This window comes from Streptomyces yokosukanensis (assembly GCF_001514035.1).
Lineage (GTDB): Bacteria > Actinomycetota > Actinomycetes > Streptomycetales > Streptomycetaceae > Streptomyces > Streptomyces yokosukanensis.
The window spans coordinates 37004-61847 of sequence record NZ_KQ948225.1 but is presented as its reverse complement, the minus strand read 5'-3'; the positions used below and the strand labels follow the sequence as shown (position 1 = coordinate 61847).

At 71.2% G+C, this 24844-nt stretch carries 20 protein-coding genes; 17 read left to right on the top strand and 3 right to left on the bottom strand.

The features are described from left to right. The first annotated feature begins 21 nt into the window (after positions 1–21). From argH to AQI95_RS36140, 4 genes are all read left to right on the top strand, one after another. Entirely contained in the window at positions 22–1449 is a 1428-nt protein-coding gene (gene argH, locus AQI95_RS36155; RefSeq protein ID WP_067134241.1) for an argininosuccinate lyase, read from the top strand. 57 nt (positions 1450–1506) lie between these two features. Then, positions 1507–2478 carry an aldo/keto reductase gene (locus tag AQI95_RS36150; RefSeq protein WP_067134240.1) on the top strand — a complete coding sequence of 324 codons (972 nt, stop codon included), beginning with the start codon at positions 1507–1509 and terminating at the stop codon, positions 2476–2478. Between the two features lie 106 nt (positions 2479–2584). Further along, a complete protein-coding gene (locus AQI95_RS36145; protein ID WP_208614353.1) occupies positions 2585–3133 on the top strand; it encodes a TetR/AcrR family transcriptional regulator in 549 nt (182 codons plus the stop codon). Positions 3134–3147: 14 nt separating this feature from the next. Beyond that, positions 3148–4671 carry an MFS transporter gene (locus AQI95_RS36140; protein ID WP_067134236.1) on the top strand — a complete coding sequence of 508 codons (1524 nt, stop codon included), beginning with the start codon at positions 3148–3150 and terminating at the stop codon, positions 4669–4671. Between the two features lie 87 nt (positions 4672–4758). Here AQI95_RS36140 and AQI95_RS36135 read toward each other — a convergent pair whose 3' ends face one another. After that, positions 4759–5388, bottom strand: a complete 630-nt coding sequence (locus tag AQI95_RS36135) for a lysophospholipid acyltransferase family protein (RefSeq protein WP_079071772.1) — start codon at positions 5386–5388, stop codon at positions 4759–4761. A gap of 351 nt (positions 5389–5739) precedes the next feature. Between AQI95_RS36135 and AQI95_RS36130 the strand changes: the two genes are divergently transcribed. The 3 genes from AQI95_RS36130 (at position 5740) to AQI95_RS36120 (ending at position 8059) form a co-directional block, all read left to right on the top strand. Continuing rightward, complete coding sequence (locus AQI95_RS36130) at positions 5740–6918, top strand: glycerophosphodiester phosphodiesterase (protein WP_067134232.1); 1179 nt, start codon at positions 5740–5742, stop codon at positions 6916–6918. 92 nt (positions 6919–7010) lie between these two features. Next, positions 7011–7517: an RNA polymerase sigma factor gene (locus AQI95_RS36125; protein ID WP_067134230.1), complete on the top strand. Its 507-nt coding sequence runs from the start codon at positions 7011–7013 to the stop codon at positions 7515–7517. A 44-nt stretch (positions 7518–7561) separates the two neighbouring features. Beyond that, positions 7562–8059, top strand: a complete 498-nt coding sequence (locus AQI95_RS36120) for a GNAT family N-acetyltransferase (protein WP_067134228.1) — start codon at positions 7562–7564, stop codon at positions 8057–8059. Here AQI95_RS36120 and AQI95_RS36115 read toward each other — a convergent pair. Beyond that, positions 8049–8492, bottom strand: a complete 444-nt coding sequence (locus AQI95_RS36115) for a hypothetical protein (protein WP_208614352.1) — start codon at positions 8490–8492, stop codon at positions 8049–8051. The genes AQI95_RS36120 and AQI95_RS36115 overlap by 11 nt on opposite strands. Further along, positions 8473–8832, bottom strand: coding sequence for a hypothetical protein (locus tag AQI95_RS36110; RefSeq protein WP_067134221.1), 360 nt, complete (start codon positions 8830–8832; stop codon positions 8473–8475). Before AQI95_RS36110 ends, AQI95_RS36115 begins: the two co-directional genes overlap by 20 nt. Positions 8833–8914: 82 nt before the next feature. Here AQI95_RS36110 and AQI95_RS36105 point away from each other — a divergent pair, with 82 nt between their 5' ends. From AQI95_RS36105 to AQI95_RS36060, 10 genes are all read left to right on the top strand, one after another. Then, complete coding sequence (locus AQI95_RS36105; protein WP_067134218.1) at positions 8915–9565, top strand: HAD family hydrolase; 651 nt, start codon at positions 8915–8917, stop codon at positions 9563–9565. Positions 9566–9907: 342 nt separating this feature from the next. After that, on the top strand, positions 9908–10951 hold the full coding sequence (locus AQI95_RS36100) for a methionine ABC transporter ATP-binding protein (protein WP_067134215.1): 1044 nt from the start codon (positions 9908–9910) through the stop codon (positions 10949–10951). Continuing rightward, entirely contained in the window at positions 10948–11691 is a 744-nt protein-coding gene (locus tag AQI95_RS36095) for a methionine ABC transporter permease (protein WP_067134212.1), read from the top strand. Before AQI95_RS36100 ends, AQI95_RS36095 begins: the two co-directional genes overlap by 4 nt. 68 nt (positions 11692–11759) lie before the next feature. Continuing rightward, a complete protein-coding gene (locus tag AQI95_RS36090) occupies positions 11760–12593 on the top strand; it encodes a MetQ/NlpA family ABC transporter substrate-binding protein (protein WP_067134209.1) in 834 nt (277 codons plus the stop codon). A gap of 155 nt (positions 12594–12748) precedes the next feature. Next, positions 12749–13387, top strand: a complete 639-nt coding sequence (locus tag AQI95_RS36085) for a GNAT family N-acetyltransferase (RefSeq protein ID WP_067134207.1) — start codon at positions 12749–12751, stop codon at positions 13385–13387. An 86-nt stretch (positions 13388–13473) separates the two neighbouring features. Next, on the top strand, positions 13474–14700 hold the full coding sequence (cbiE, locus tag AQI95_RS36080) for a precorrin-6y C5,15-methyltransferase (decarboxylating) subunit CbiE (RefSeq protein WP_067134204.1): 1227 nt from the start codon (positions 13474–13476) through the stop codon (positions 14698–14700). 393 nt (positions 14701–15093) lie between these two features. Further along, positions 15094–19365, top strand: coding sequence for a nicotinate-nucleotide--dimethylbenzimidazole phosphoribosyltransferase (cobT, locus tag AQI95_RS36075; protein ID WP_067134201.1), 4272 nt, complete (start codon positions 15094–15096; stop codon positions 19363–19365). Between the two features lie 200 nt (positions 19366–19565). Further along, positions 19566–20786 carry a uroporphyrinogen-III C-methyltransferase gene (gene cobA, locus AQI95_RS36070; protein WP_067134198.1) on the top strand — a complete coding sequence of 407 codons (1221 nt, stop codon included), beginning with the start codon at positions 19566–19568 and terminating at the stop codon, positions 20784–20786. A gap of 100 nt (positions 20787–20886) precedes the next feature. After that, positions 20887–21774 carry a TrmH family RNA methyltransferase gene (locus AQI95_RS36065; protein WP_067134193.1) on the top strand — a complete coding sequence of 296 codons (888 nt, stop codon included), beginning with the start codon at positions 20887–20889 and terminating at the stop codon, positions 21772–21774. 234 nt (positions 21775–22008) lie between these two features. Continuing rightward, the gene (locus AQI95_RS36060; protein WP_341849491.1) at positions 22009–22263 is read left to right on the top strand and encodes a hypothetical protein; all 255 of its coding nucleotides are present in this window, start codon (positions 22009–22011) and stop codon (positions 22261–22263) included. Positions 22264–24844: the final 2581 nt, after the last annotated feature.

Here is a 24844-nt window from a genome sequence, read left to right as displayed (position 1 = left end):
CTCTCTCTAGGAGCAACGCAAGTGAGCAGCAGCAGCGGTGACGTACGGCTCTGGGGCGGCCGTTTCGCCGACGGTCCCGCCGAGGCCCTGGCGAAGCTGTCCGCGTCCGTCCACTTCGACTGGCGCCTCGCGCCGTACGACATCGCCGGGTCGCGTGCCCACGCGCGCGTCCTGGGCAAGGCGGGGCTGCTCACCGAGGACGAGCTGACCCGCATGCTCGCCGGTCTCGACCGGCTGGAGGCCGATGTCGCCTCCGGCGCGTTCGTCGGCACCATCGCCGACGAGGACGTGCACACCGCCCTGGAGCGCGGCCTGCTGGAGCGCCTCGGCCCGGACCTCGGCGGCAAGCTGCGCGCGGGCCGGTCGAGGAACGACCAGGTGGCGACCCTCTTCCGGATGTACCTGCGGGACCACGCCCGCACGATCGGCGGTCTGATCGCCGACCTCCAGGACGCTTTGATCGGCCTCGCCGAGGCCCACCCGGACGTCGCGATGCCCGGCCGCACCCATCTGCAGCACGCCCAGCCGGTGCTCTTCGCCCACCATGTCCTCGCCCATGTGCAGTCCCTGTCCCGGGACGCCGAGCGGCTGCGCCAGTGGGACGAGCGGACGGCGGTCTCGCCGTACGGCTCCGGCGCCCTCGCCGGCTCCTCCCTGGGCCTGGACCCGGAGGCGGTCGCCGAGGACCTCGGCTTCGAGCACGGCAGCGTCGGCAACTCCATCGACGGCACGGCCTCCCGCGACTTCGCGGCGGAGTTCGCCTTCATCACCGCGATGATCGGTGTGAACCTCTCCCGGATCGCCGAGGAGGTCATCATCTGGAACACGAAGGAGTTCTCCTTCGTGACCCTGCACGACGCGTTCTCCACCGGCTCGTCGATCATGCCCCAGAAGAAGAACCCGGACATCGCGGAGCTGGCGCGCGGCAAGTCCGGCCGCCTGATCGGCAACCTGACCGGTCTGCTGGCCACCCTCAAGGCCCTCCCGCTCGCCTACAACCGCGACCTCCAGGAGGACAAGGAGCCGGTCTTCGACTCCTGCGACCAGCTGGAGGTGCTGCTGCCCGCCTTCACCGGCATGATGGCCACCCTCACGGTCCACCGCGAGCGCATGCAGGAGCTGGCCCCGGCCGGCTTCTCGCTCGCCACCGACATCGCCGAGTGGCTGGTCAAGCAGGGCGTGCCGTTCCGCGTGGCCCACGAGGTCGCGGGGGAGTGCGTGAAGGTCGCCGAGGCCGAGGGCAAGGAACTGGACGAGCTGACCGACGAGCAGTTCGCGAAGATCTCCGCGCACCTCACCCCCGAGGTCCGCTCCGTCCTCGACGTCCCGGGCGCACTGGCCTCCCGCGACGGCCGCGGCGGCACGGCACCGAGCGCGGTCGCCGTCCAACTGGCCGAGGTCGCGGCGGACGTGGCGGCGCAGCACGCGTGGGCGGACGCAAAGAAGTGACGTGAGGGCGTCGCGGGTTACGTTGGTCGTCAGTCAGCCGACCGAACGGAGCCCGCGATGCCCTTCGCCCGTCTCGCGCACGCGACCACGCCGACCTGCCACATCGGTCTCGGGCTGGCCGCCGTCGGCCGCCCCGGCTACATCAACCTGGGCCGGGAGGACGACCTCGGGGCGAACCGCAGCGTCGAGGCGCTGCGCACCCGCACCTTCGAACTCCTCGACGCCGCCTACGCCCAGGGTGTGCGCTACTTCGACGTGGCCCGCTCCTACGGCCGTTCGGAGGAGTTCCTCGCCGACTGGCTGAACGCCCGCCCCGACATCGACGACGTCGTCGTCGGCAGCAAGTGGGGCTACACCTACACCGCCGGCTGGTCCACCGACGCCGAACGGCACGAGGTCAAGGACCACAGCCCCGCCGCGTACGAGCGGCAGCGCGCCGAGACCGACGCGCTGCTCGGCGACCGGCTCGACCTCTACCAGATCCACTCGGTGACCCCGGACAGCCCGGCCCTCACCGACAAGGACCTGCACGCCCGGCTCGCCGAGGCCGCCGCCCAAGGGCTGACCGTCGGCTTCTCCACCAGCGGCCCCGCCCAGGCCGACGCCGTTCGCGCCGCCCTGGAGATCACCGTCGAGGGCGAACGCCTCTTCCGTACCGTCCAGTCGACGTACAACGCCCTGGAGACCTCGGCGGGCCCCGCGCTCGCCGAGGCGCACGACGCCGGGCTCACGGTGATCGTCAAGGAGGGCATGGCCAACGGCCGGCTGGCCGCGCAACGCGCCCCGCAGGCCCTGCGGGCCGTCGCCGAGGAGACCGCCCTGGGCTGCGACGCGGTGGCCCTCGCCTGGATCCTGCGCCAGCCGTGGGCCGGTGTCGTCCTCTCCGGCGCCGCGACGGTCCCCCAGCTCGTCTCCAACCTCCACGCCCCCGCCGTCGACCTCGACGCGGACCAGCTCACCCGCCTCGCCGCACTCGCGGAGGACCCGCGCGCCTACTGGGAGCGGCGCGCACAGCTGCCCTGGCACTGACCCGCACGTGCGCGCCGGCCGGCGGATCACCTGCGATGACCTGCGGAGATGAGTCATTCATGCCTGTAGTGAGACAAGAATGTCTCACATGCTCTATCATCGTCTCATGGCTCTCGACCGTGACCAGGTGCTGCGCAGCGCTGCCGCCCTGCTGACCCGCAAATCCACCGCGACCATGGACGAGGTCGCCAAGGCAGCCGGAATCAGCCGCGCCACGCTGCACCGCCACTTCGCCGGGCGCGACGCGCTCGTACGGGCGCTGGAGGCGCTCGGCATCGAGGAGTGCGAGGCGGCGCTGGAGGTCGCCCGGCTGGACGAGGGCCCGGCGGCCGAGGCCGTCCACCGCCTGGTCCGCGCCATCGAGCCCGCCGCCGGACTCCTCTCCTTCCTCTACACCGAGAACCAGCTGTTCGAGGGCGAGCAGCAGCACCAGGGCTGGGCCCGCATCGACGAACGACTCACGGCCCTGTTCCGGCGCGGCCAGGAGAGCGGCGAGTTCCGCATCGACCTCACCCCGGCCTGGCTCACCGAGGCGCTCTACGGCCTGCTGGCCTCCGGCGCCTGGGCGGTGGCGGAGGGCCGGGTGGCCGCCAAGGACTTCACCTACATGATCGTCGAGCTGCTGCTCGGCGGCGCACGACGTACGAACGCGTAACGAAGAGAGGAATCATGACCAGCACCCTGCAGCCGGCGCGCGTGGCGGAGGTGGAGAAGCGTCCGGGCCGCTGGCTCGCGCTCTCGGTCCTCGTCCTGGCCGTGCTGCTGGTGGCCGTCGACGCCACCGTTCTCGGTCTGGCAACGCCCTACATCAGCGAAGACCTGAACCCCTCCGGCACCCAGCTCCTGTGGATCGGCGACGTCTACTCCTTCGTCATCGCCGGTCTGCTGGTCTCCATGGGCAGCCTCGGCGACCGCATCGGCCGCAAGCGGATCCTGCTCGGCGGTGCCACGGCGTTCGGCGCGATATCCGTCCTCAACGCCTATGCGACGACTCCCGAACTGATGATCCTGGCGCGGGCGCTGCTCGGCGTCGCGGGCGCGACCCTGATGCCCGCCACCCTCGCCCTGATCCGCAACCTCTTCCACGACCCGCGCGAGCGGAGCTTCGCGATCGGCATCTGGGGCGCCACCGCCTCCGCCGGCACGGCCGTCGGCCCGATCACGGGCGGCTTCCTGCTCGAACACTTCTGGTGGGGCTCGGTCTTCCTCATCAACCTGCCGGTGATGGCGGTCCTGGTCCTCGTCGGCATCCGCACCCTGCCCGAGTCCCGCAACCCCAACCCCGGCCCCTGGGACCTGATCAGCGTCGTCCTGTCGCTGGTCGGCATGATCGGCGTCGTCTACGCGGTCAAGGAGGCGGCCACGCACGGCGTCACCGGCCCCACGCTCGCCGCGGGCCTGCTGGGCGCCGCCGCACTGTACGGCTTCGTCCACCGCCAGCTCACCATGCCGACCCCGCTGCTGGACATGCGGCTGTTTCGCCGGCGCGGCTTCAGCGGGGCGGTCCTCGCCGATCTGCTGACCGTGCTCGGCATGTCCGGCCTGGTGTTCTTCCTCTCCCAGTATCTGCAACTCGTCCAGGGCAGGCGCCCGTTCGAGGCCGGTCTCGCCGAACTGCCCGCCGCCGTGGGCGCGGTGGTGGCCGGTCTGATCGCGGGCCGCGCCGCCCGCCGCTTCTCGGTCCGCGCGGTGGTCTCGGGCGGCCTCGCCGCGGTCGGCCTGGCCCTGGCCGTGCTGACGACGCTCGGCCAGTCCACCGGCTACCCGATCCTCGGCGCCGCGCTCCTGGTCGTGGGCGTCGGCGCGGGCTTCTCCTTCACGGTCACCGCGGACGTGATCCTCTCCAGCGTGCCCAAGGAAGAGGCGGGCGCCGCCTCGGCGGTCTCCGAGACGGCGTACGAACTGGGCGCGGCCCTGGGCATCGCCCTGCTGGGCTCGATCGTGACGGGTGCCTACCGCACCTTCGCGGGCCCGGCGGACACCCCGCCCCAGGCCCATGAGTCACTGGGGGCGGCCGTGGAGGCGTCCACCCACCTGCCCCCGCACACGGCCCAGCAGATGCTCGACGCGGCCCGCGAATCCTTCGTCCACGGCCTGCACCTGGCCTCCGGCGCGGGAGCGGCGGTCCTGCTGGCGACGGCGCTCGCGGCGTGGTTCCTGCTGAAGGGCCAGAAGCTGGAGAGCGCCGGGTGAGGAGAGCGGCCGAAGGGCGCGGGATGTGCGCGAGAGAACACAGTGCGCCCGCGCCCGACCGGCCGCCGGCGCTCAACTCCGGCGGAGTCAGGCCGCCTTGGCCTTGGTCGCGTACATGTCCACGTACTCCTGCCCGGACAGCCGCATGACCTCGGCCATCACGGAGTCGGTGACGGCCCGCAGCACATACCGGTCCCGGTCCATCCCGTCGTAGCGCGAGAACTCCATGGGCTCGCCGAACCGAACGGTCACCCGGCCGGGCCGCGGGATGCCGTTGCCCCCCGGCTGCAGCTTGTCCGTACCGATCATGGCGAAGGGAACGACCGGCGCACCGGTCATCAGCGTCAGCCGCGCGATACCGGTGCGCCCCCGGTAGAGCCGCCCGTCGGGCGAGCGCGTGCCCTCGGGGTAGATCCCGAAGATCCTTCCCTCCTCCAGGATCCGCCGGCCGGTCATCAGCGCGGCCACACCGCCGTTGGCCCCGTCCCGGTCCACCGGGACCATGCCGACGCCCGTGAAGAACCACGCCATCAGCCGGCCCTTGACGCCCTTGCCGGTGACGTACTCGTCCTTGCCGATGAAGTGCACCTGCCGCTTGGTCACCAGCGGCAGCACGATCGAGTCGATGAACGTGAGGTGATTGCCCGCCAGGATGACCGGACCGTCTCCCGGGATGTGCTCCACGCCCTCCACCTGTGGGCGGAACATCAGGCGCATGATCGGTCCGAGCACTGCCTTGATGAGCCGGAAGCGGGACAACGGGTCCTCCGATGTCGAGGGGCGTTATGAGTCTGTGCAGGTGAGGACATTACTCGCGGCAACGGGGCAGGCGCACATCGGGTACGCCCGGTTCACCGAGGTCTTACTAAGTGTTGACACGGGTTTACCTGCAGTGACGCATCGAGAACGGGCCGTGACCGCCTGCGGTGATGTGACGGAGATCGCTCACGGCCCGGCTCCGACAGGACAGCCGGTATCAGCCGCGCGTTCCGGCCCAGGACTCCCTCCGGTCACGTCAACGCCCCTACGATCGGCCCGCACTCACGTTTGGACAGGCAGGAGGCGCTGATGGGCAGCGACCAGGCGAACGAGAAGACGCAGGGCACCGGGCGGCGGGCGATCCTCGGCGCGGCGGTGTTCGGCGCGGCGAGCGGAGCGGTCCTCGGGCTGCCGGGCGCGGCCGCTGCCGCCGAGGCCGGTACGGCCGGACCGGGCGGCCGGGGCCTGAAGGGTCTGCCGAAGCCGACGATCATCGGCCACCGGGGTGCCAGCGGCTACCGCCCCGAGCACACCTTCGGCTCCTACAACCTGGCCCTGGACCTGGGCGCCGACGTGGTCGAGGCCGGCGACCTGGTGCCCACCAAGGACGGCCATCTCGTGTGCCGGCACGAGCCGGAGATAGGCGGCACCACGGACGTCGCCTCGCACCCGGAGTTCGCCGGCCGCAAGACCACCAAGATGCTGGACGGCGTCGCGACCACCGGCTGGTTCACCGAGGACTTCACGCTGGCCGAACTGAAGACGCTGCGTGCGGTGGAGCGCATCCCGGCCAACCGGCCGCACAACACCCTCTACGACGGGCGCTGGGGGATCCCCACCTTCGAAGAGGTCCTGAAGTGGCAGGACGAGCAGACCCGCAAGCGCGGCAAGCAGGTCTGGATCTATCCCGAGACCAAGCACCCCACCTACTTCCGGGGGCTCGGCCTCGGCCTCGAGGAGCGGGTCGCGAAGCTGCTGCGCAAGCACGGCAAGGACGGCCGCAACTCGCCCGTCATCCTGCAGTCCTTCGAGCCCACCAGCATCCAGAAGCTGAACCAGCTGGTCGACAACCCGCTCGTCGTGCTGCTCTCCACGGCGGACAGCCGCCCCTACGACTTCGTCGCATCGGGCGACCCGCGCACGGTCGCCGACCTGATCACGCCCAAGGGCCTGCGGGAGATCGCCGGCTATGCGCAGGGCATCGGCCCGACCCTGGACCTGGTCATCCCCAAGAACGCGGACGGCACCCTGGGCAAGCCGACGTCCCTGGTCTCCGACGCGCACCGGGTGGGCCTGGTCCTGCACCCCTACACCATGCGCAACGAGAACCCGTTCCTCCCGGCCGAGTACCGCAAGGGCAGCGCGACCGACGCCTACGGCGACCCCTTCGGCGCGTTCAGGACGTACTTCGCGACCGGCATCGACGGCGTCTTCACGGACAACGCCGACACCGGCCTGCTCGCCCGCGCCGACTTCCTGGCCGGCTGACACCGTCAACGCACGACCTGGCCGGCACCTCGTTCGGAGTGACTGCGCGCCGCCCCGGAAACCTGCTCCGGGGTCGGCGCGTCGTTCCGCATATGACCGACGACCTGGTAGCCGTCCTGCATCCGCTGCTCACCGCCGAGGCCTCCGCCGAGGCATATGCGGCCGGGAGCGAGCCGGGCGACCTGGAACAGGCCGTCTGGCTCCGCCTGCTGGAGCGCCTGCAGACCGACGGGCCGCCACCGGATCCGCAGGGCTGGCTGCGCAAGGCCGTCCGTGCCGAGGCCCGTCGCAGCCGCCGTACCACCCGCCGCGAACGCCCCTACGGCGCCGAGCCGGCCGCCGACGCCCGCACCGACCCCGAGAGTCATGTCCTTGCGGCCGCCCGGTACGGCGCGCTGCGCGACGCGGTGCGCCGCCTGCCCGGTCGCTGCCCCCGGCTGATCGAGGCCCTGCTCTCCCCGAAGGACCTCACCTACCGGGAGATCGCGGGGGAGTTGGGTATCTCACAGGGCAGTCTCGGCCCGGAACGCTCCAGATGTCTGGGATGTCTGCGGCGTTTGCTCACGCCGGAGGTTGCGGTCCGCGAAGCGCGGGGATAGGAGTGGGAACGACAGGTGATCAGGTGAGCGGGAGGCATGCGCACATGGGCATGAGCGTGACCATCTCGGTGGCGACCGAACAGGACGCGGAGCAGATCTTCAGACTGCAGTACCTCTGCTTCCAGAGCGAGGCGGCGCTGTACGGCAATTACCGCATCGACCCGCTCGTCGAAACCCTGGACTCGGTTCGGGAAGAGGTCGCCTCCGACTGCGTCTACGTCGCCCGGCTCGGCGAAGAGGTGGTCGGCTCCGTACGCGGCAAGGTCACCGAGGACGGCGCGGCCGCCATCGGCAAGCTCTGCGTCCACCCCCGCCTGCAGGGCCACGGCATCGGCGCGCGGCTGCTGCGCGCGGCCGAAGCGGCCCTGGCGAAGGAGCGCGGCGCCACCAAGTTCCGGCTCTTCACCGGCCACCGCAGCGAGGGCAACCTCCGCCTCTACCGCCGCGTGGGCTACGAGGCGGTGGGCCGCTCCAAGGGCACGGACGGCGTGGAGCTGATCATCCTGGAGAAGCAGGCCGGGGCGTACGTGACTACGGCGTGACCGTGGCGGTGCGGGCCTTGCGCAGCCAGTACATCGCGGAGAGCGGCAGCAGCACCGGGATGAAGATGTAGCCCGCCCCGTAGTACGACCAGACGGTCGCGTCCGGGAACGCCGAGCGGTCGACCAGCGTCCAGGTGCCGACGATCAGCACACCCGCCAGCTCGGCGGCACAGCACACCAGTGCCGCCCTGCGGGCCGTCTCCCCGCCCCGGATCAACGTGTACGTGATGAACCCGTACACCAGCCCGGCCACGGCCGACAGCGCATAGGCCAGCGGCGCCCGCCCGAAGTCCGTGCCGATCTGGTACGCGGAGCGTGACACCGCTCCGACCACCATCACGCCGTAGAACCACACGAGCAGCATGCCCGGCCCACTGATCAACCGGGCCGGCTTCTCCTGCACGGCCGTCACCTCAGCCTCCCCAGATGTCATAGAGCCGCACCTCCAGCACGGCAAGCACCACCCCGCCGGCGGCGACCGTCACCGAGCCCCAGCGGGTCCGCTCGGCCAGTGACATGAACCCCGCCGCGGGGACGCACGCGAACGCGCCCAGCAGATACGCCACGAAGATCGTCGTGCCCTGCTCCGGCTTCTCGCCCCGCGCCAGCTGCACGATCCCGACCACCAGCTGGATCACGGCCAGCAGCGACACCACGGCCATGCCGATGAAGTGCCAGTCCTTGGTCGGCTGGTCCCGATGGGCGGCCCAGCCGCACCAGGCGGCGAGCAGCAGCGCGGCGACACCGGTCACCAGCGTCAGGGCATTGAGCATGCCGTGACCTTATTACGGCCGAAACATCCGGCCGCAACGGACCCCGGCCGCCGCCCCCGCCGTACGCCGTAGGGTCTAGACCATGACGATCCATGCGCACGCCCTCCTGTTCGACAACGACGGCACCCTCGTCTCCTCCCTCGACTCCGTCGAGCGCTGCTGGACCCGCTGGGCCCGGGAGTACGGGATCACCGCCGAGGAGTTCGGGCGCGTACCCCTGCACGGGCGGCCCGCCGTCGAGATAGTCGCCGACCTGCTGCCCGCCCACCTCGTGCCGGCGGCGGTCGCCCGGGTCGAGCAGCTGGAGGTGGACGACGTCCCCGAGGGCGGTGTCCGGCTCCTGCCCGGCACGCGGGACCTCCTCGACGCGCTGCCCGCCGACCGCTGGGCCGTCGTCACCTCCGCCACCCGGCGGCTGGCCGAGGCCCGCCTGGACGCGGTCGGCATCCTGCCCAAGACGCTGATCGCCGCCGACGACATCACGCGCGGCAAGCCGGACCCCGAGCCCTATCTGCTCGCCGCCCGGCAGCTCGGCGTCGACCCCGCCCACTGCGTCGTCTTCGAGGACGCTCCGGCCGGACTCCAGGCCGGCCGCGCCGCCGGAATGACCACCGTGGCGTTGACCACAACCCATCGGGCGCAGGAGCTGGACGCCGACCTCGTGGTGAGGGACCTGTCGGCCTTGTCCGCACTGGTCACCGACTCCGGCGTGGAGATCTCCGTCCGCCGCTGAGTCCAGGCCCGGGCTGTCCGCCGCTGTCCAGTATCCGGACAGCGGCGACCGGTCAGGACGGCACGTCTGCTTTACTGATCGCATGACCACGACGAGCTGCCGCACCCTTGCGACCGAGGCGACCATGACGCCCGGTGCTCGTTGTATGTGTCGCCTGATGTGTCGAATGTGCGCCTTCTAGAGGGCCCCCGCATCAGCTGAGCCTCGCGCCCCGAAGCGAGAGCCGTGGCATGTCCGTGCGCCGTAGGCCGTACGAGACGCACAACCACTCTCCATGCCTGACCGCATGCACCCGTGTCCGGGCACACCCACGCCCGCGCACTCGACAGTGACGGAAATCCTGTGATCACCACCTCAGGCCTGACCAAGGTCTACCGCTCGCGCGGCCGTGAGGTCACCGCCCTCGACGGCATCGATCTCCACGTCCGCGAAGGCGAGGTCTACGGCGTCATCGGCCAGTCCGGCGCCGGCAAGTCCTCCCTGATCCGCTGCGTCAACCTGCTGGAGCGCCCCACCTCCGGCACCGTGACCGTCGCCGGACAGGACCTCACCGCCCTCGCCGGCCGCGGCCCGCGCGCCGGCAGGGAGCTGCGCCGGGCGCGCAGCCGCATCGGCATGGTCTTCCAGCACTTCAACCTGCTCTCCTCGCGCACCGTTCAGAACAACATCGAGCTGCCGCTGGAGATCCTCGGCACGTCGGGGAAGGAACGTTCCCGCAAGGCGCTGGAACTGCTCGACCTGGTCGGCCTCGCCGACAAGGCGGGGTCCTACCCCGCCCAGCTCTCCGGCGGCCAGAAGCAGCGTGTCGGCATCGCCCGCGCCCTCGCCGGCGACCCCAAGGTGCTGCTCTCCGACGAGGCCACCAGCGCCCTCGACCCCGAGACCACCCGCTCCGTCCTCCAGCTGCTGCGCGACCTGAACCGGCAGCTGGGCCTGACCGTTCTGCTCATCACCCACGAGATGGACGTCGTGAAGTCGGTCTGCGACTCCGCCGCCCTCATGGAGAGGGGCCGGATCGTGGAGTCCGGCACGGTCAGCGAACTGCTGGCCACCCCGGGCTCCGAACTGGCCGCCGCCCTGTTCCCGGTGAGCGGTGAGCGCACCGGCGCCGACCGGACCGTCCTCGACGTCACCTTCCACGGCGAGGCTGCCACCCAGCCGGTCGTCTCCCAGCTCGCGCGCACCTACAACATCGACATCTCGATCCTCGGCGCCGCCATCGACACCGTCGGCGGCCTGCAGGTCGGCCGGATGCGCATCGAACTGCCCGGCCGCTACGAGGACAACGTGGTGCCGATCGGATTCCTGCGTGAACAGGGCCTGCAGATCGACGTCGTCGGCCAGGAGGGCCAGGCGCCCGTGCTCGTGAAGGATGGTGCCAAGTGACCTGGTCCGAGATGCAGCCGGTGCTGAGCCAGGCGTGTTGGGACACGCTCTACATGGTCGGCTGGTCCACGGTGATCGCCGTCGTCGGCGGGCTTCCGCTCGGCATCCTCCTCGTCCTCACGGACCGGGGCGGACTGCTGCAGAACGTCGTCGTGAACAAGGCCATCGGGCAGATCGTGAACATCGCGCGCTCGATGCCGTTCATCATCCTCATGGTCGCGCTGCTGACCTTCACCCGCTGGGTCACCGGCACCACCATCGGCCGCGAGGCCGCCATCGTGCCGCTCGCCGTCGGCTCCATCCCGTTCTTCGCCCGGCTCGTGGAGATGTCCGTACGGGAAGTGGACGGCGGGCTCGTCGAGGCGGTCCAGTCCATGGGCGGCAGCACCTGGAAGGTCGTCCGCAGCGTCCTCGTGCCCGAGTCGCTCCCGTCGCTCATCTCCGGTGCCACCACCACGATCATCGCCCTCATCGGCTACTCGGCCATGGCGGGCACGGTCGGTGCCGGCGGCCTCGGCGACGTCGCCGTCCGCTACGGCTACCAGCGCTTCGAGACCGGCATGATGTGGATCACCGTGGCCATCCTGGCCGTCGCCATCTCCCTGCTGCAGGTCGTCGGCGACTTCGCCGCCCGCTCCCTGCACCGCCGCAGCGGCGGGTCCGGCGCTCTGCTCCTCTTCCGCCCGCTGAAGGGCGTCTTCCCCGGCACGGCCGCCGCCGAGGCCGTCGAGAAGAGCTGACCCTCTCCCCAGACTCCCCGTTCACCCCCACACGGGGTCGCACCACCCATTCAGGAAAGGCACTTTTCGTGCGTAACACCGCCAAGCTCACCACCGCCGTCCTCGCCGCCGGAGCCCTCGCCTTCGGGCTCACCGCCTGCGGCTCCGGCTCGTCCTCCTCTTCCTCCGCCGACTACAGCGGCCCGCTGGTCGTCGCCGCGAGCCCGACCCCGCACGCCGAGATCCTCGACTTCGTCAAGAAGAACCTGGCGAAGAAGGCCGGCCTCGACCTGGAGGTCAAGGAGTTCACGGACTACATCACGCCCAACACGGCGACCGAGGACGGCTCGGTGGGCGCCAACTACTTCCAGAACCAGCCGTACCTGGACGACTTCAACAACAAGCGTGGCACCCACATCGTGCCCGTCGTCACGGTGCACCTGGAGCCGCTCGGCCTCTACTCCCACAAGGTCAAGAAGGCCGACGCCCTGAAGAGCGGTGCGACCGTCGCCGTCCCGAACGACGCCGTCAACGAGGCCCGCGCCCTGAAGCTGCTCGCCGCGGGCGGGCTCATCACCCTCAAGGACGGCGTCGGCAACGAGGCCACCACCCAGGACATCGCCAAGAACCCCAAGCACCTCCAGTTCAAGGAGGTCGAGGCCGCGCAGACCGCGCGCTCCCTGGACGACGTGGACGCCGCCGTCGTGAACGGCAACTACGCCATCTCCACCGGTCTGAAGCCCGCCAAGGACGCGCTCGTCCTCGAGTCCGCCAAGAACAACCCCTACGCCAACTTCCTGGCGGTCAAGAAGGGCAACGAGAAGGACCCGCGGGTGAAGAAGCTCGCCAAGCTCCTCACCTCGCCCGAGGTCAAGAAGTTCATCGAGGACAAGTACCAGGGCTCGGTCATCCCCTCCTTCTGATCCCTCCGGCATCGCTGCGGCCGCCGAACGGGGACGACGCACGGGGTCCACTCCCTCACCGGGTGTGGACCCCGTCGTGCGGTTCAGTGGTTTCATGCTGCATGCTGGGCAGTTCAGCAGGCCCTGACGGTTCTTCCGAAGTTACGGAGTGGCGCATGACTAGCACCTTCCCCAACATCTCCATCAGCACGGAGCGGTTGGTGCTGCGTCCCCTCGACGAGGACGACGTGCCCGCTCTGGCCGAGATGATGAACGACGAACAGGTCGGCGCCTGGACCGGCGTTCCCCAGCCCTACTCCGAGGACCGGGCCCGCCACTGGATCACCCAGGACGCCCCCGCCCAACGCATCGCGGGCCGCGGCCTCGACCTCGCCGTCGCCGAGTTCCTCACCCAGCGCCTGGTCGGCACCGTCCAGCTCGCCAGGACGAACTGGCGGGTACGGTCCACCGAGATGTCGTACATCATCGCCCCCTGGGCCCGCGGCGAGGGCTACGCCTGCGAGGCCGCCCTCGCCACCGCGCACTGGCTCTTCGGCGCCCAGAGGTTCGAGCGCATAGAAATGCGCACGGCCGCCGACAACACCGCCTCCCAGCAGGTCGCCCAGAAGATCGGCTGCATCAGCGAGGGCGTCCTGCGCAACGCCTGTATAGTCCGCCACCGCGCCGAGGACGGTACCTGGACCGACGCGCGCAGCGACTACATCGTGTGGAGCCTGCTCCCCGAGGACCTGGAGGGCGGCGACGAGCAGCTCGCCGACACCGGCGGCTTCGCGCCCTACTCCGACTGGAACTGACCCCCCGAGCTCCACCAGGTACTCTCACGGAGCCGGGCCATGGGCCCGTACCCCCTGACGACCTGCGAAGACCTGGAGAGACGACGATGGCCGACCGGGTCACGGTGATCGGCTGGGACGGCTCCCCGCTGACCGAGGCGGCACGCGCCGCCCTCGGCGCCGCCACGCTCGTGGCCGGCGCGGCCCACCACCTGGCGCTGTCCGAGATCCCGCCCGCCGCCGAACGCGTCCGCCTGGGCAGCATCACGCTCGCCGCCCGCCGCATCGCCGCCCACCGCGGCACCGCCGTCGTGCTCGCCGACGGCGACCCCGGCTTCTTCGGCGTCGTACGCACCCTGCGCGCACCGGAGTTCGGCCTGGAGGTCGAGGTCGTCCCCGCCGTCTCCTCGGTCGCCGCCGCCTTCGCCCGCGCCGGCATGCCCTGGGACGACGCCCAGGTGGTCGTCGCCCACCCGCGCACCCTGCGCCGGGCCGTGAACGTCTGCCGCGCCCACACCAAGGTCGCCGTCCTCACCGCACCGGGCGCCGGCCCCGCCGAACTCGGGCTCCTGCTGGAGGGCGTCCACCGGACCTTCGTCATCTGCGAGGAACTGGGCACCGAACGCGAACAGGTCACCGTCGTCACCTCCGACAAGGCCCCCGACCACACCTGGCGCGACCCCAACGTCGTCATCGTCATCGGCGGGCCCGCCGCACGAGGGGCCGCGGCGGACGGCGGCGACTGGATCGTCGGCCGCGACCCGGGCGCCGGACCGCGCGGCTGGGTGCAGCCCGACGAGGTCTACCGCGACGGACCCGGCGGCGGCCTCGGCGAGGGCGAGACGGAACTGCTGCGCGCCGCGCAACTCGCCCGCCTCGGCCCCCGGGTCGGCGACCTCGTCTGGGACATCGGCAGCGGCTCCGGCGCGTTCGCCACCGAGGCGGCACGCGCCGGCGCGGCCGTCATCGCCGTCGACCGGGACCCGCGGGCGTGCGCCCGCACCGAGGCGGTCGCCCGCCGGTTCGGCGTCCAGCTCCACGTGGTCCAGGGCACCGCCCCGCACATCCTGGAGAACCTGCCGGAACCGGACGTCGTCCGGGTCGGCGGCGGAGGAGCGGCCGTCGTCTCGGCGGTCGCCGACCGACGCCCGCAGCGCATCGTCACCCACGCGGCGACCCGCGACGCGGCCGAACTCGTCGGGCGCGACCTGACCGAGCACGGATACCGGGTCGAGTGCGCGCTGCTGCAGTCCGTCCAACTCGACACCCGTGCCTGGACCGAGACCGAGCGGAACGTCGCGTTCCTGCTCACAGGAGAATTGCCGCCGCGCTGAGCATCGCGTCGAGGGGCGGCGGGCGGGCCTGCCGGAGCGCGCCCCGTGATCCTGTTGTCGTACTGCGCGCGGTAGGCTGGCCGATCGTTGTACCGCACCGGGCGGCCCGGAACTTCGTTCGCCAATGTCCGGAAAGCACGCCCGTTTTGGGGTGGGTGTGGTACTGCGGAACCGGAGGACGCGCAACGTGGCGCAGTCCACAGCGGGCTGTCCCGGATCATGCTGTCGCGACGGCGCAACGGCCGGGACAATGCCACTGAATGGCTTTGTCGCCTTTTCCGGCGGGTCGTTCGTGCCGCTGGGCATGGACGCTCGTTCTTCACTACGGGCGGTCGGTGCGCCGTTCCGGATGAGCTGGTCGTAGGAGCACTAACCGATGGGCGAGGGGTACGCATGACCGACACCGGCCAGGTCCCGGCCGAGGGGCAGCCGGAGAGCGTAGGCATGGTGGAACAGCCGGGCGTCTCCCCGCACGGTGCGTACGCCTACCTCTCCGAGGCTCCCGCCGAGGACGAAGACCTGCTGCTGCCGGGCGCCCAGGGCGCGTGGGGCAACGAAGTGCCACCACCCGCTCCGGAACCGGTCGTCGAGGCCGTCCACGAGCCGGGCCCGCACGAGACGTCCGGCCGCGACAGCGGCTCCGTCGACCTCAGCGGCGTCCGCCTGCCGAACCCGGCCCCGGCCTCCGTGCCGCCCTCGCCCATCCTCTCGGCCCCGCAGGACCAGTCGGCCGCCCCGCAGCCGCCGCGCCGTCCGCTGCACCTCGGTCCGCCGATCCCCGACGCCTCCGCCAGCCCGGTCCGCTCCCTCGCCGACCGCGGTCCCGCCGGTGCGCCGGTGCGGCAGACCGCGCAGCCCGCGACCGGTCCCGAGTATCTCGACGCCCAGCCGCTGCGGGACATGGCCCCGCAGAGCGCGGCCCCCTGGGGCGCGGCGCCCACCGCCCCCGCGACGGCCGAGGCCGGCGCACCGGCACCGGCACCGGCCGTGGCGGCCCAGGTCGGCGCACCGGCGCCGGCTGCCGAAACGGTTGATCCGCCCGCCGCCCCCGCGGCCACCGCCGCACCGAGCGAACCGTCCGGCGCCGCCCAGGCCGCCGTCGCCCGCCTCACGCACCAGGCGGGCGTGCCCGATCCGGGCCCCGCTCAGGTGGTGCACGGGCACGACGGCATGCAGCCCGCACTGGGCCACGACGGCGTCTACACGGCTTCTGCGGGGGTGCCTTCGGGCGCGGTTCCCGAGGAAGCCCCGGCGTTCGTCGCCGAGCAGGGGGCCGAGAGCGTTCCCCAGCCGTCCGCCGAGAGCGGCCAGGGTGCGCCCGCCGGGCAGCCCGTCGAGGGCACGGCCGCGACGGACGGCGGCCTGGTCGCCGACGGCGCTGTCGCAGGAGTCGCCGTGCCCGCGGCCGAGACGCCGGTGGTGCCTGAGGACGGCCTGCGGGCAGGGGACGCCGTCGAGGCTTCCGAGGCCGGGCCCGCCCTCGCGGCCGAGGCGGAGACGACGGTCCCCGCGCAGGAGACGGCCCCCGCGGAGGACACGGTCGCCGACCCGGTGGAGCCGGCTTCCTTCGCCGCCCAGGAGGCGGTGGCCCAGGCGGTTCCGGCCGAGGTGCGCGACGACGTTGCGGCCGGCACCGCCGCCGAGGCGTTCGAGCCCGGCCGACAGCCAGAGGCGGCCGAGGCCGGTACGGCGGTCCAGCCGGAAGAGGGCGGGAGCGTCCCCACGGCTCAGGACGCGCCGGCAGCCGTCGGCGCCGCGCAGGCTGCCGTGGTCGTCGAGGGTGCCGCAGCCGTCGAGAGCGTGGAGGCCGATCCCGTGCCGCAGACCCCGGACGCCGCCCAGGCCGCCCCGCGGTCCGTTCCGGCCCAGGGCGAGGCCGTCGTCCCCGCGCAGCCCGCGGTGGCGGTCGAGCCGCAGCCCGGCGTGACGGAGGCTCAGCCGGGTGCGGTGGACGCGCAGCTCGTCGCGGTCGCCGGTGAACCGGCCGCCGCGCAGGCCGCGCCCGTCGCCGCAGCCGTGCCGACGGCCGTGCCCGAGTCCGGCACCGTGGCCCCGGCGCCGACGGCCACGGTGACCGAGGCCCCCGCCGCTTCCCCGGCCCCCGCCGTCTCCCCGGCCGAGGACGCCGTACCGGCTCCGGCCGTCGCCGCGTCCGGCCCGCACCCCTACCCGGCCCAGGGCCCCCAGCTGGCCGAACCGGCCCTGCTCGCCGTGCCCGTGCCCGTGCCGGGCGCCCCGGAGGCCCAGGCCGCCGTCGCGCCGCAGGCTCGGCCCGAGCCGGTCGCCCAGGGCGCCGTCCACCTGGCCGCGCCCGCCCCCGTGGCCGAGGCCGCCCCCGTGACCGGGCCCGGCGCCCCCGCCGGCCCGCAGGCGCAGCCCGCCGTGACCACGCCCGCACCGGCCACCGAGGCCGTGCCCGCCATGACGACGGCGGCCTCCGACGCCGTGCCCGCGCCGGACGCCCCCGCCCCGCCCCCCGAGACGATCGCGCACCCGCAGGCCCCCGCGTCCGCGCAGACACCTGGGCACGCGGAGACGTCCGGGCACCCGGCGCTCCCAGCGCAGCACACCCTCGACGCACCGGACGGGCCGCCGCCGTCCGACAGCGCGCAGGAGCCGCACCCGGAGCAGTCGTTCGGACAGTTCGTGCCGGTCGAGGGCCAGGTGCCCACCACCCCGCACCTGGCGCCGACCCCGCCGCAGCCCCTCGTCCTGCCCACGGAGGACGCGCAGCAGCCCGTGGCCATGGTGCCCGCGCCGCGCGAGGGCGAGCCGGCCGTCGCACCCGCGGCTCCGGCCGGGGAGCACGCCCCCGCCGCCGTACCGCAGGTGCCCGATGTCGCACAGCAGGCGGAAGACCTGCAGACCAGGGCCGCCGACCAGGATGAAGAAGAGAGCACGGCCGCAGTGGCGGAACCAGCACAGCCCACCGGCCCCGCCGCGCCCGGCTACGCCGACGCGGAGCGCGAGGCCGTCCTGAAGGTCATGCGCGAGCGCCGCGACATCCGCAACGGCTTCCGCAGCGACCCCATCCCGCACGAGGTGCTGCTGCGCGTCCTGGAGGCCGCCCACACGGCGCCCTCCGTGGGCCACTCGCAGCCCTGGGACTTCGTCGTCATCCGTTCCGCCGACACCCGGCGGACGATGCACGAACTGGCGATGCGACAGCGCGAGGCGTACGCCAAGTCGCTGCCCAAGGGCCGGGCCAAGCAGTTCAAGGAACTGAAGATCGAGGCCATCCTCGACACCCCGGTCAACATCGTCGTCACCGCCGACCCCACCCGCGGCGGCCGTCACACCCTCGGCCGCTACACCCAGCCGCAGATGGCGCCCTACTCCTCGGCGCTCGCGGTGGAGAACCTCTGGCTCGCCGCCCGCGCCGAAGGCCTCGGCGTCGGCTGGGTCAGCTTCTTCGACGAGCGGGAGATGGTCCGCACGCTCGGCCTGCCCGAGCATCTGGAGGTCGTCGCCTACCTGTGTGTCGGGTACGTCGACGAGTTCCCGGACGAGCCCGAGCTGATGCAGGCCGGCTGGTCCAAGCGACGCCCCCTGTCCTGGGTGGTGCACGAGGAGACGTACGGCCGCCGCGCCCTGCCCGGAGAGGAACCCCACGACCTGCTTGCCGAGACCGTCGCACAGATCCGCCCGCTCGACGCCAAGGCCCTCGGCGAGGCGTGGGAGCGTCAGAAACGCATGACCAAGCCGGCCGGCGCGCTCGGCATGCTGGAGATCATCTCCGCCCAGCTGTCCGGGCTGTCCCGGCAGTGCCCGCCGCCGATCCCGGAGCCCGCGGCCGTCGCCATCTTCGCTGGTGACCACGGTGTGCACGCCCAGGGCGTCACCCCCTGGCCGCAGGAGGTCACCGCCCAGATGGTGGCCAACTTCCTCGGCGGGGGAGCGGTCTGCAACGCCTTCGCCGGCCAGGTCGGCGCCGAGGTGTGCGTCGTGGACGTCGGCGTCGCCGCCGACCTGCCCGCCACGCCCGGCCTGCTGCCCCGCAAGATCCGCGGTGGTACGTCCGACATGACCACCGGTCCCGCGATGACCCGCGAGGAGGCCACGGCGGCCATCGAGGTCGGCATCGAGACCGCCCGCGACCTGGTCGCGGCCGGCAACAAGGCGCTGCTGACCGGTGAGATGGGCATCGCCAACACCACCGCGTCCGCCGCGCTGATCTCGGTCTTCACCGGGGCCGACCCGGCGGAGGTGACCGGCCGGGGCACGGGCATCAACGACGAGACGCTCGCCCGCAAGACCGAGGTCGTCCGGCGCGCCCTGGAACTCCACCAGCCGGACCCGGCCGACCCCATCGGCGTCCTCGCGGCCATCGGCGGCTTCGAGCACGCGGCCATGGTCGGCCTGCTCCTCGGCGGCGCCTCTCTGCGTACGCCGGTGATCCTGGACGGCGTCAGCGCCGGCGCGGCCGCTCTCGTGGCCCGCGCGATCGCTCCCGAGGTGCTCGCGGCCTGCATCGCCGGCCACCGCAGCGCCGAACCCGGTCATGTGGCCGCGCTCAACAAGCTCGGCCTGCGCCCCCTGGTCGACCTCGACCTCCGCCTCGGCGAGGGCACGGGCGCCCTGCTGGCACTCCCGCTGGTGCAGAGCACGGCGCGGGCGATGCACGAGGTGGCCACGTTCGATTCGGCGGGCGTGACGGAGAAGTAGCGGCCGGGGCAGGGGTCCTGGGACGACAGCTCCAGGACCCTGAGCGCCGACCCGGTGGGTGCGCCGGCCGCAGGAGCCGCGCACCGCACCCACCGGGCGAGCCCGCCCAGCCACCGGACAGCTGACCCGCCGAAGCCCGGCGCCGCATAAAATCCGCACGTCAGGGCTATTGCACCGCCGCCACACCAGGAGCCGCACCCATGGCCGAACACCCCGCCTACCCCGTAGGCCTCCGCCTCACCGGCCGCCGCGTGGTCGTCCTCGGCGCCGGCCAGGTCGCCCAGCGCCGCCTCCCGGCCCTGATCGCGGCGGGCGCGGACATCGTCCTCGTGTCCCCCGAGGCGACCCCCTCGGTCGAGGCCATGGCGGACGCGGGCGAGATCACCTGGGTCAGGCGGCGGTACGAGGACGGCGACCTCGCCGAGGCCTGGTACGCCCTCATCGCCACCAGCGACCCGGGCGCCAACTCCGCCGCCTCCGCCGAGGCGGAGCGGCACCGCGTCTGGTGCGTCCGCTCCGACGACGCCGACCTCGCGACCGCCTGGACCCCCGCGACCGGCCACAGCGAGGGCGTCACCGTCGCCGTGCTCACCACGGACGCGCGCGGTCGCGACCCCCGCCACACGGCCGCCGTCCGAGACGCGGTGGTGGCGGGGCTGCGGGACGGCACCCTGGTGGCGCCCCATCACCGCACCCGCACAGCGGGTGTCGCCCTGGTCGGCGGCGGCCCCGGCGACCCGGACCTGATCACGGTCCGAGGACGCCGCCTCCTCGCCGAGGCGGACGTCGTCATTGCCGACCGGCTCGGCCCGCGCGACCTGCTCGCGGAACTCCCGCCGCACGTCGAGGTGATCGACGCGGCGAAGATCCCGTACGGCAGGTACATGGCCCAGGAGGCCATCAACAACGCGCTCATCGAACACGCCCGGCAGGGGAAGTCGGTCGTACGACTCAAGGGCGGCGACCCCTTCGTGTTCGGCCGGGGCATGGAGGAGGTGCAGGCGCTCGCCGAGGCCGGCATCCCCTGCACCGTGGTCCCCGGCATCTCCAGCTCGATCTCCGTGCCGGGCGCGGCCGGCATCCCGGTCACCCACCGGGGCGTCGCCCATGAGTTCACGGTCGTGAGCGGCCATGTCGCCCCGGACGACGAGCGCTCCCTGGTCGACTGGCCGTCGCTGGCGAAGCTCACCGGCACGCTGGTGATCCTCATGGGCGTGGACAAGATCGGGAAGATCGCCGAGACGCTCGTCGCACACGGCAAGTCGCCGAAGACCCCCGTCGCGCTGGTCCAGGAGGGCACGACGGCCGCGCAGCGCCGCGTCGACGCCACCCTCGCCACGGTCGCCGAGACCGTGCGCGCGGAGGACGTGAAGCCCCCGGCGGTCATCGTCATCGGCGACGTGGTCACCGTCGGCCCGTAGTCGGCCTCCTGAGCACCCCCGACTTGATCACACGTAACCCGGGGTAACGCACCCGTTCCCAACCGTTGGCACCACACCCAGGACAAGGCAGTATCACCCTGTGGCCGATCTCATCACCGTCGAGGATCCCGACGACCCGCGTCTCTCCGACTACACGGGCCTGACCGACGTAGAGCTGCGCCGCAAGCGCGAGCCCGCGGAAGGCCTGTTCATCGCCGAGGGCGAGAAGGTCATCCGCAGGGCCAAGGAAGCGGGCTACGAGATGCGCTCCATGCTGCTCTCGGCCAAGTGGATCGACGTCATGCGCGACGTCATCGACGAACTCCCCGCCCCGGTCTACGCCGTGAGTCCCGAACTCGCCGAGCAGGTCACCGGCTACCACGTGCACCGCGGCGCGCTCGCCTCCATGCAGCGCAAGCCGCTCCCCACGGCCGGCGAACTGCTGCGCTCCGCCCGCCGGGTCGTGGTCATGGAGTCGGTCAACGACCACACCAACATCGGCACGGTGTTGCCTTTGGGTCTACAGAAGGGTGCAGGTCAGCGCGTTGCCATCTTCGAGGACATCGTTGATCATGCGAACCTGGGAGCCGCCTTCCGTAACGCAGCCGCTTTGGGCCTGGACGCCGTCTTCCTCACGCCACGCTGCGCCGACCCCCTGTACCGGCGCGCCGTGAAGGTGTCGATGGGCGCTGTCTTCCACGTGCCCTGGACCCGGCTGACCTCCTGGCCGAAGGACGTTGAGATCTTCCGCGAGCAGGGCTTTGTGACGGCTGCCCTGTGCCTCGACGAGAAGTCGATCACGATTGACGAACTGGCCGCCCGCCGGTACGAGAAGCTGGTACTCATGCTCGGCACCGAAGGCGACGGACTGTCGGTCGACGCCTTGCGCGCGGCCGATGAATGGGTCAGGATCCCGATGGCTGCTGGCGTGGACTCCCTCAACGTCGCAGCAGCCTCCGCTGTGGCTTTCTATGCGACGAGGCTCTGAGTCCCATCGCTAAGCCACACCTGAAGAGATCGCCGGATGGCATGCGCTGGATGCGGGTTCGCTAGATTTGGCAGCGACCTGCTAGGTCTTGAGGCGGAAGCCATCGTCGGTAGCCGGGCACCGACGGTTGGGCGGGGTTGCCGGAGGGTGGCCGTTGTCGGCGGTCAGCGAAGTGCCCCACCGGCCGACATTGCAGAGGCGGTCGACGTGGCTTTGCTCGGCCTGAGGGATGGCGTGAGCAGTGTCCAGCGCAAGCACTACCGGGCGTATCAGCATCTCGGGAACTTCGCCCGCATCTGCCCGCTACACAAGACCAAGCTCCTCGTCTATCTGAAGGCGGACTCGAGGCAGGTCGAGCTTGTTCCCGGGTTCACCCGGGATGTGACGGGGCTGGGCCACCACGGAACGGATGACCTGGAGGTGCTACGCACCCCACGGGACGTGGAGCGTGCCCAGGACCTGTTCCGCGCGAGCTATACGGTGGACTGAAACGCCAACGTGGGCGTTTCGTGCTCGGGTTGTGGTCATGCTGGCGGTGCCTTTCGACTTACGGGCATATGGTGGCGGTGGATTATCAATGATGCGGAGGATCGTCAGTTTGGCCAAACGGCCATCCTCCGCTATGTTCCCACCGCTCTGATCTGGACCCGACGTCTTGCTGGCCTTGCTTCCGGACTCCAACGGCTTATTGATCGGTGGTGATCCCGGTCCGCAAGCGGGCGCCACTGCCGGGGTCCGGACCCCAGAGGCAGGGCGTAGGCGCTCGTTGCAGCGCTGCTCCACGGTCTTTCCGTGATGGTGTTGCGACCCCGAACCGCAGAGGTACCACCGGAACCACGGGCGTGAATGCCAGCGATGCTACAGGCCGTGGTGGTGCTGCGGAGCGAGGCTGCAGAAGTAGGTGATTCACGCCGTGTTGTGGTCCGGCAAGTCCTGGCCGCGATGGTGCTGCGGTCAGGGTCGCCGCAGAGATGGAAGGACGGCTCCTGCGTTGGCAGTTTGCGTTCAACCGCCGTGATGGTGCTGTGGTTCGCGACCACGGTGGTAGACCATCATGACCAAGCCGTGGAGCATGGTCGCGCTGCCGCGATGGTGCTGCGATTTGAGACCGCAGAGGTGCGCTCGTTCCGGTAGACCTAGGCAATGACGTTCAGCGTGCCGTGGTGGTGCTGCGGGTAGAGCCGCAGGTACTGACGGGAAGCTGCAATGATATTGATCAGAATATCTGTCCGTGGTGGTGTGTGGCTCGGCAGCCACAGAGATTACCTCAGGCCAAGTATTAGGCCGATGTCGGCGCCATCGCCACAATGAGGCTGCGAATCTGAATCGCAGAGATATGTCGAACCCGTGGCCACGGGGCGCATTGGAAGCAACTGACCGCTTCCAACGTAGATGCCGATCTGGTCGCCGGGGTGGTGCTGCGATATGTGATCGCAGAGTTCTGACCAGGTGTTCGTTGATGAGGCTCACAAGTTCAATCCCAGATGGTGCTGCGGTTCGAATCCGCAGAGGCAGTGCGCACCTTCGGGACGCTGGTGCTGCTGGACATGCAGCCGTGGTGGTGCTGCGGTTCGTGACCACAGAAGCGGCGAGCCGCTGGTGGCCAGGGCGCGGGCTGGAATCGGGCTGTGATGGTGCTGCGGTTCGAGTTCGCAGAGGCAGGGCGTCACGTATGGCACACTGCGCCAGATGACGACGCCGTGATGGTGTTGTGATTCGAGCCCGCAGAGGCAGGACGGCGAGACCCTGGGCGGGGTGGCGGGTAATGGTGCCGTGGTGGTGCTGCGATTCGAGACCGCAGAGGCATGTCGAGGCCGGTGAGATGCTTGAGCGCGGGGTCGTGGCCTTGATGGTGCTGCGGTTCGAGACCGTAGAGGCAGGCGAATTCGGTAACGCGGTCCGGCGCCTGGCGAAGATTCCGTGGTGGTGCTGCGGTTCGAAACCACAGAGGCAAGTCAACCTTGCGTACGGAGGTGGCGGAGGCGCGGACGCTGTGATGGTGCTGCGGCGTGTGGCGGCAGAGCGGATACCCCGGTACTGCTCGACTGAGCCCCAGCCAGCGTTGTCGTGGTCGTGCTGCGATTCGAGACCGCAGAGGCAGGCGACCACGTGGCAGACGGCCTCGGTGATCGCGATGCCGTGATGATGCTGCGGTTCGAAGCCGCAGGGGCAGATCCGCCGGTACGCAATCCACGAGCACGCCTACGAGCCGTGATGATGCTGCGGAGCTGGCCGCAGAAGTGGAGCCGCCCGGCACTGACCAAACCGCCGTAGTCGCCCTTGCCGTGGTGGTGCTGCGGTTCGTGACCGCAGAGGCAGTGCGATGGAGGGGCGTGATGGCCTGTCCAACTACAGGACCGTGATGGTGATGCGGTTCGGGAGCACATAGGTGGTTGCCATTCATCGGCAGGTGGGCCGCGGCTCCAGTCGCCGCGGTAGTGCTGAGGCGCGGAGCCGCAGAGTCAGCCGCTCCCGAGAAGTCGTCCCCATGCTGCACGCGATTCTGTGATGGTGCTGTGGTTCGAGACCGCAGATGCAAGACGCAACCCTGTGACCTGAGAAAAGAACATTTCGTGGCTGTGATGGCGCTGCGGTTTGAGACCGCAGATACAGAAGCTGCTCGGCATCGAGGCCGGCAACGGCTACGAGCCGCTGTGGTGCTGCGGCTTGGTACCGCAGAGCCAGTCGGGCCCTGGTTGTCTCCGGCCTCCGATCCTCCCCAGCCGTGGTGGTGCTGCGCTTCGCAGACGCAGAGGTAGCGGGTGCGGCGGCGCACCACATCGGGCAGGTAGATGCCGCCGCGATGGTGCAGCGATTCGGGGCCGCAGAGGTGGACCTGGGTGGCGATCCACTCCTCGTAGGTCATCTCGCCGTGACGGTCCTGCGGTTCGGAGCCGCAGAGGTAGCTTGACCGGCAGGTACGGCAGGACGTGGTCCAGGATGCCGTGATGGTGCTGCGGTTCGGAGCCGCAGAGGTAGTGGACTCCCTCAGCCCCGTTACCGCAGTCGTACACGTGCCGTGATGGAGCTGCGGTTCGGAGCCGCAGAGGTAGGGCAAATGAGCAGGCGT

Excerpts from the sequence above, each read along its gene's own strand:
- AQI95_RS36105 (WP_067134218.1), top strand. The coding sequence starts at position 8,915 with ATGACGATCCATGCGCACGCCCTCCTGTTCGACAACGACGGCACCCTC.
- AQI95_RS36140 (WP_067134236.1), top strand. The coding sequence starts at position 3,148 with ATGACCAGCACCCTGCAGCCGGCGCGCGTGGCGGAGGTGGAGAAGCGT.
- cbiE (WP_067134204.1), top strand. The coding sequence starts at position 13,474 with ATGGCCGACCGGGTCACGGTGATCGGCTGGGACGGCTCCCCGCTGACC.
- AQI95_RS36150 (WP_067134240.1), top strand. The coding sequence starts at position 1,507 with ATGCCCTTCGCCCGTCTCGCGCACGCGACCACGCCGACCTGCCACATC.
- AQI95_RS36135 (WP_079071772.1), bottom strand. The coding sequence starts at position 5,388 with ATGCGCCTGATGTTCCGCCCACAGGTGGAGGGCGTGGAGCACATCCCG.
- AQI95_RS36085 (WP_067134207.1), top strand. The coding sequence starts at position 12,749 with ATGACTAGCACCTTCCCCAACATCTCCATCAGCACGGAGCGGTTGGTG.
- AQI95_RS36115 (WP_208614352.1), bottom strand. The coding sequence starts at position 8,492 with ATGACATCTGGGGAGGCTGAGGTGACGGCCGTGCAGGAGAAGCCGGCC.
- AQI95_RS36125 (WP_067134230.1), top strand. The coding sequence starts at position 7,011 with ATGACCGACGACCTGGTAGCCGTCCTGCATCCGCTGCTCACCGCCGAG.
- AQI95_RS36145 (WP_208614353.1), top strand. The coding sequence starts at position 2,585 with ATGGCTCTCGACCGTGACCAGGTGCTGCGCAGCGCTGCCGCCCTGCTG.
- AQI95_RS36110 (WP_067134221.1), bottom strand. The coding sequence starts at position 8,832 with ATGCTCAATGCCCTGACGCTGGTGACCGGTGTCGCCGCGCTGCTGCTC.
- AQI95_RS36120 (WP_067134228.1), top strand. The coding sequence starts at position 7,562 with ATGGGCATGAGCGTGACCATCTCGGTGGCGACCGAACAGGACGCGGAG.
- cobT (WP_067134201.1), top strand. The coding sequence starts at position 15,094 with ATGACCGACACCGGCCAGGTCCCGGCCGAGGGGCAGCCGGAGAGCGTA.
- cobA (WP_067134198.1), top strand. The coding sequence starts at position 19,566 with ATGGCCGAACACCCCGCCTACCCCGTAGGCCTCCGCCTCACCGGCCGC.
- AQI95_RS36130 (WP_067134232.1), top strand. The coding sequence starts at position 5,740 with ATGGGCAGCGACCAGGCGAACGAGAAGACGCAGGGCACCGGGCGGCGG.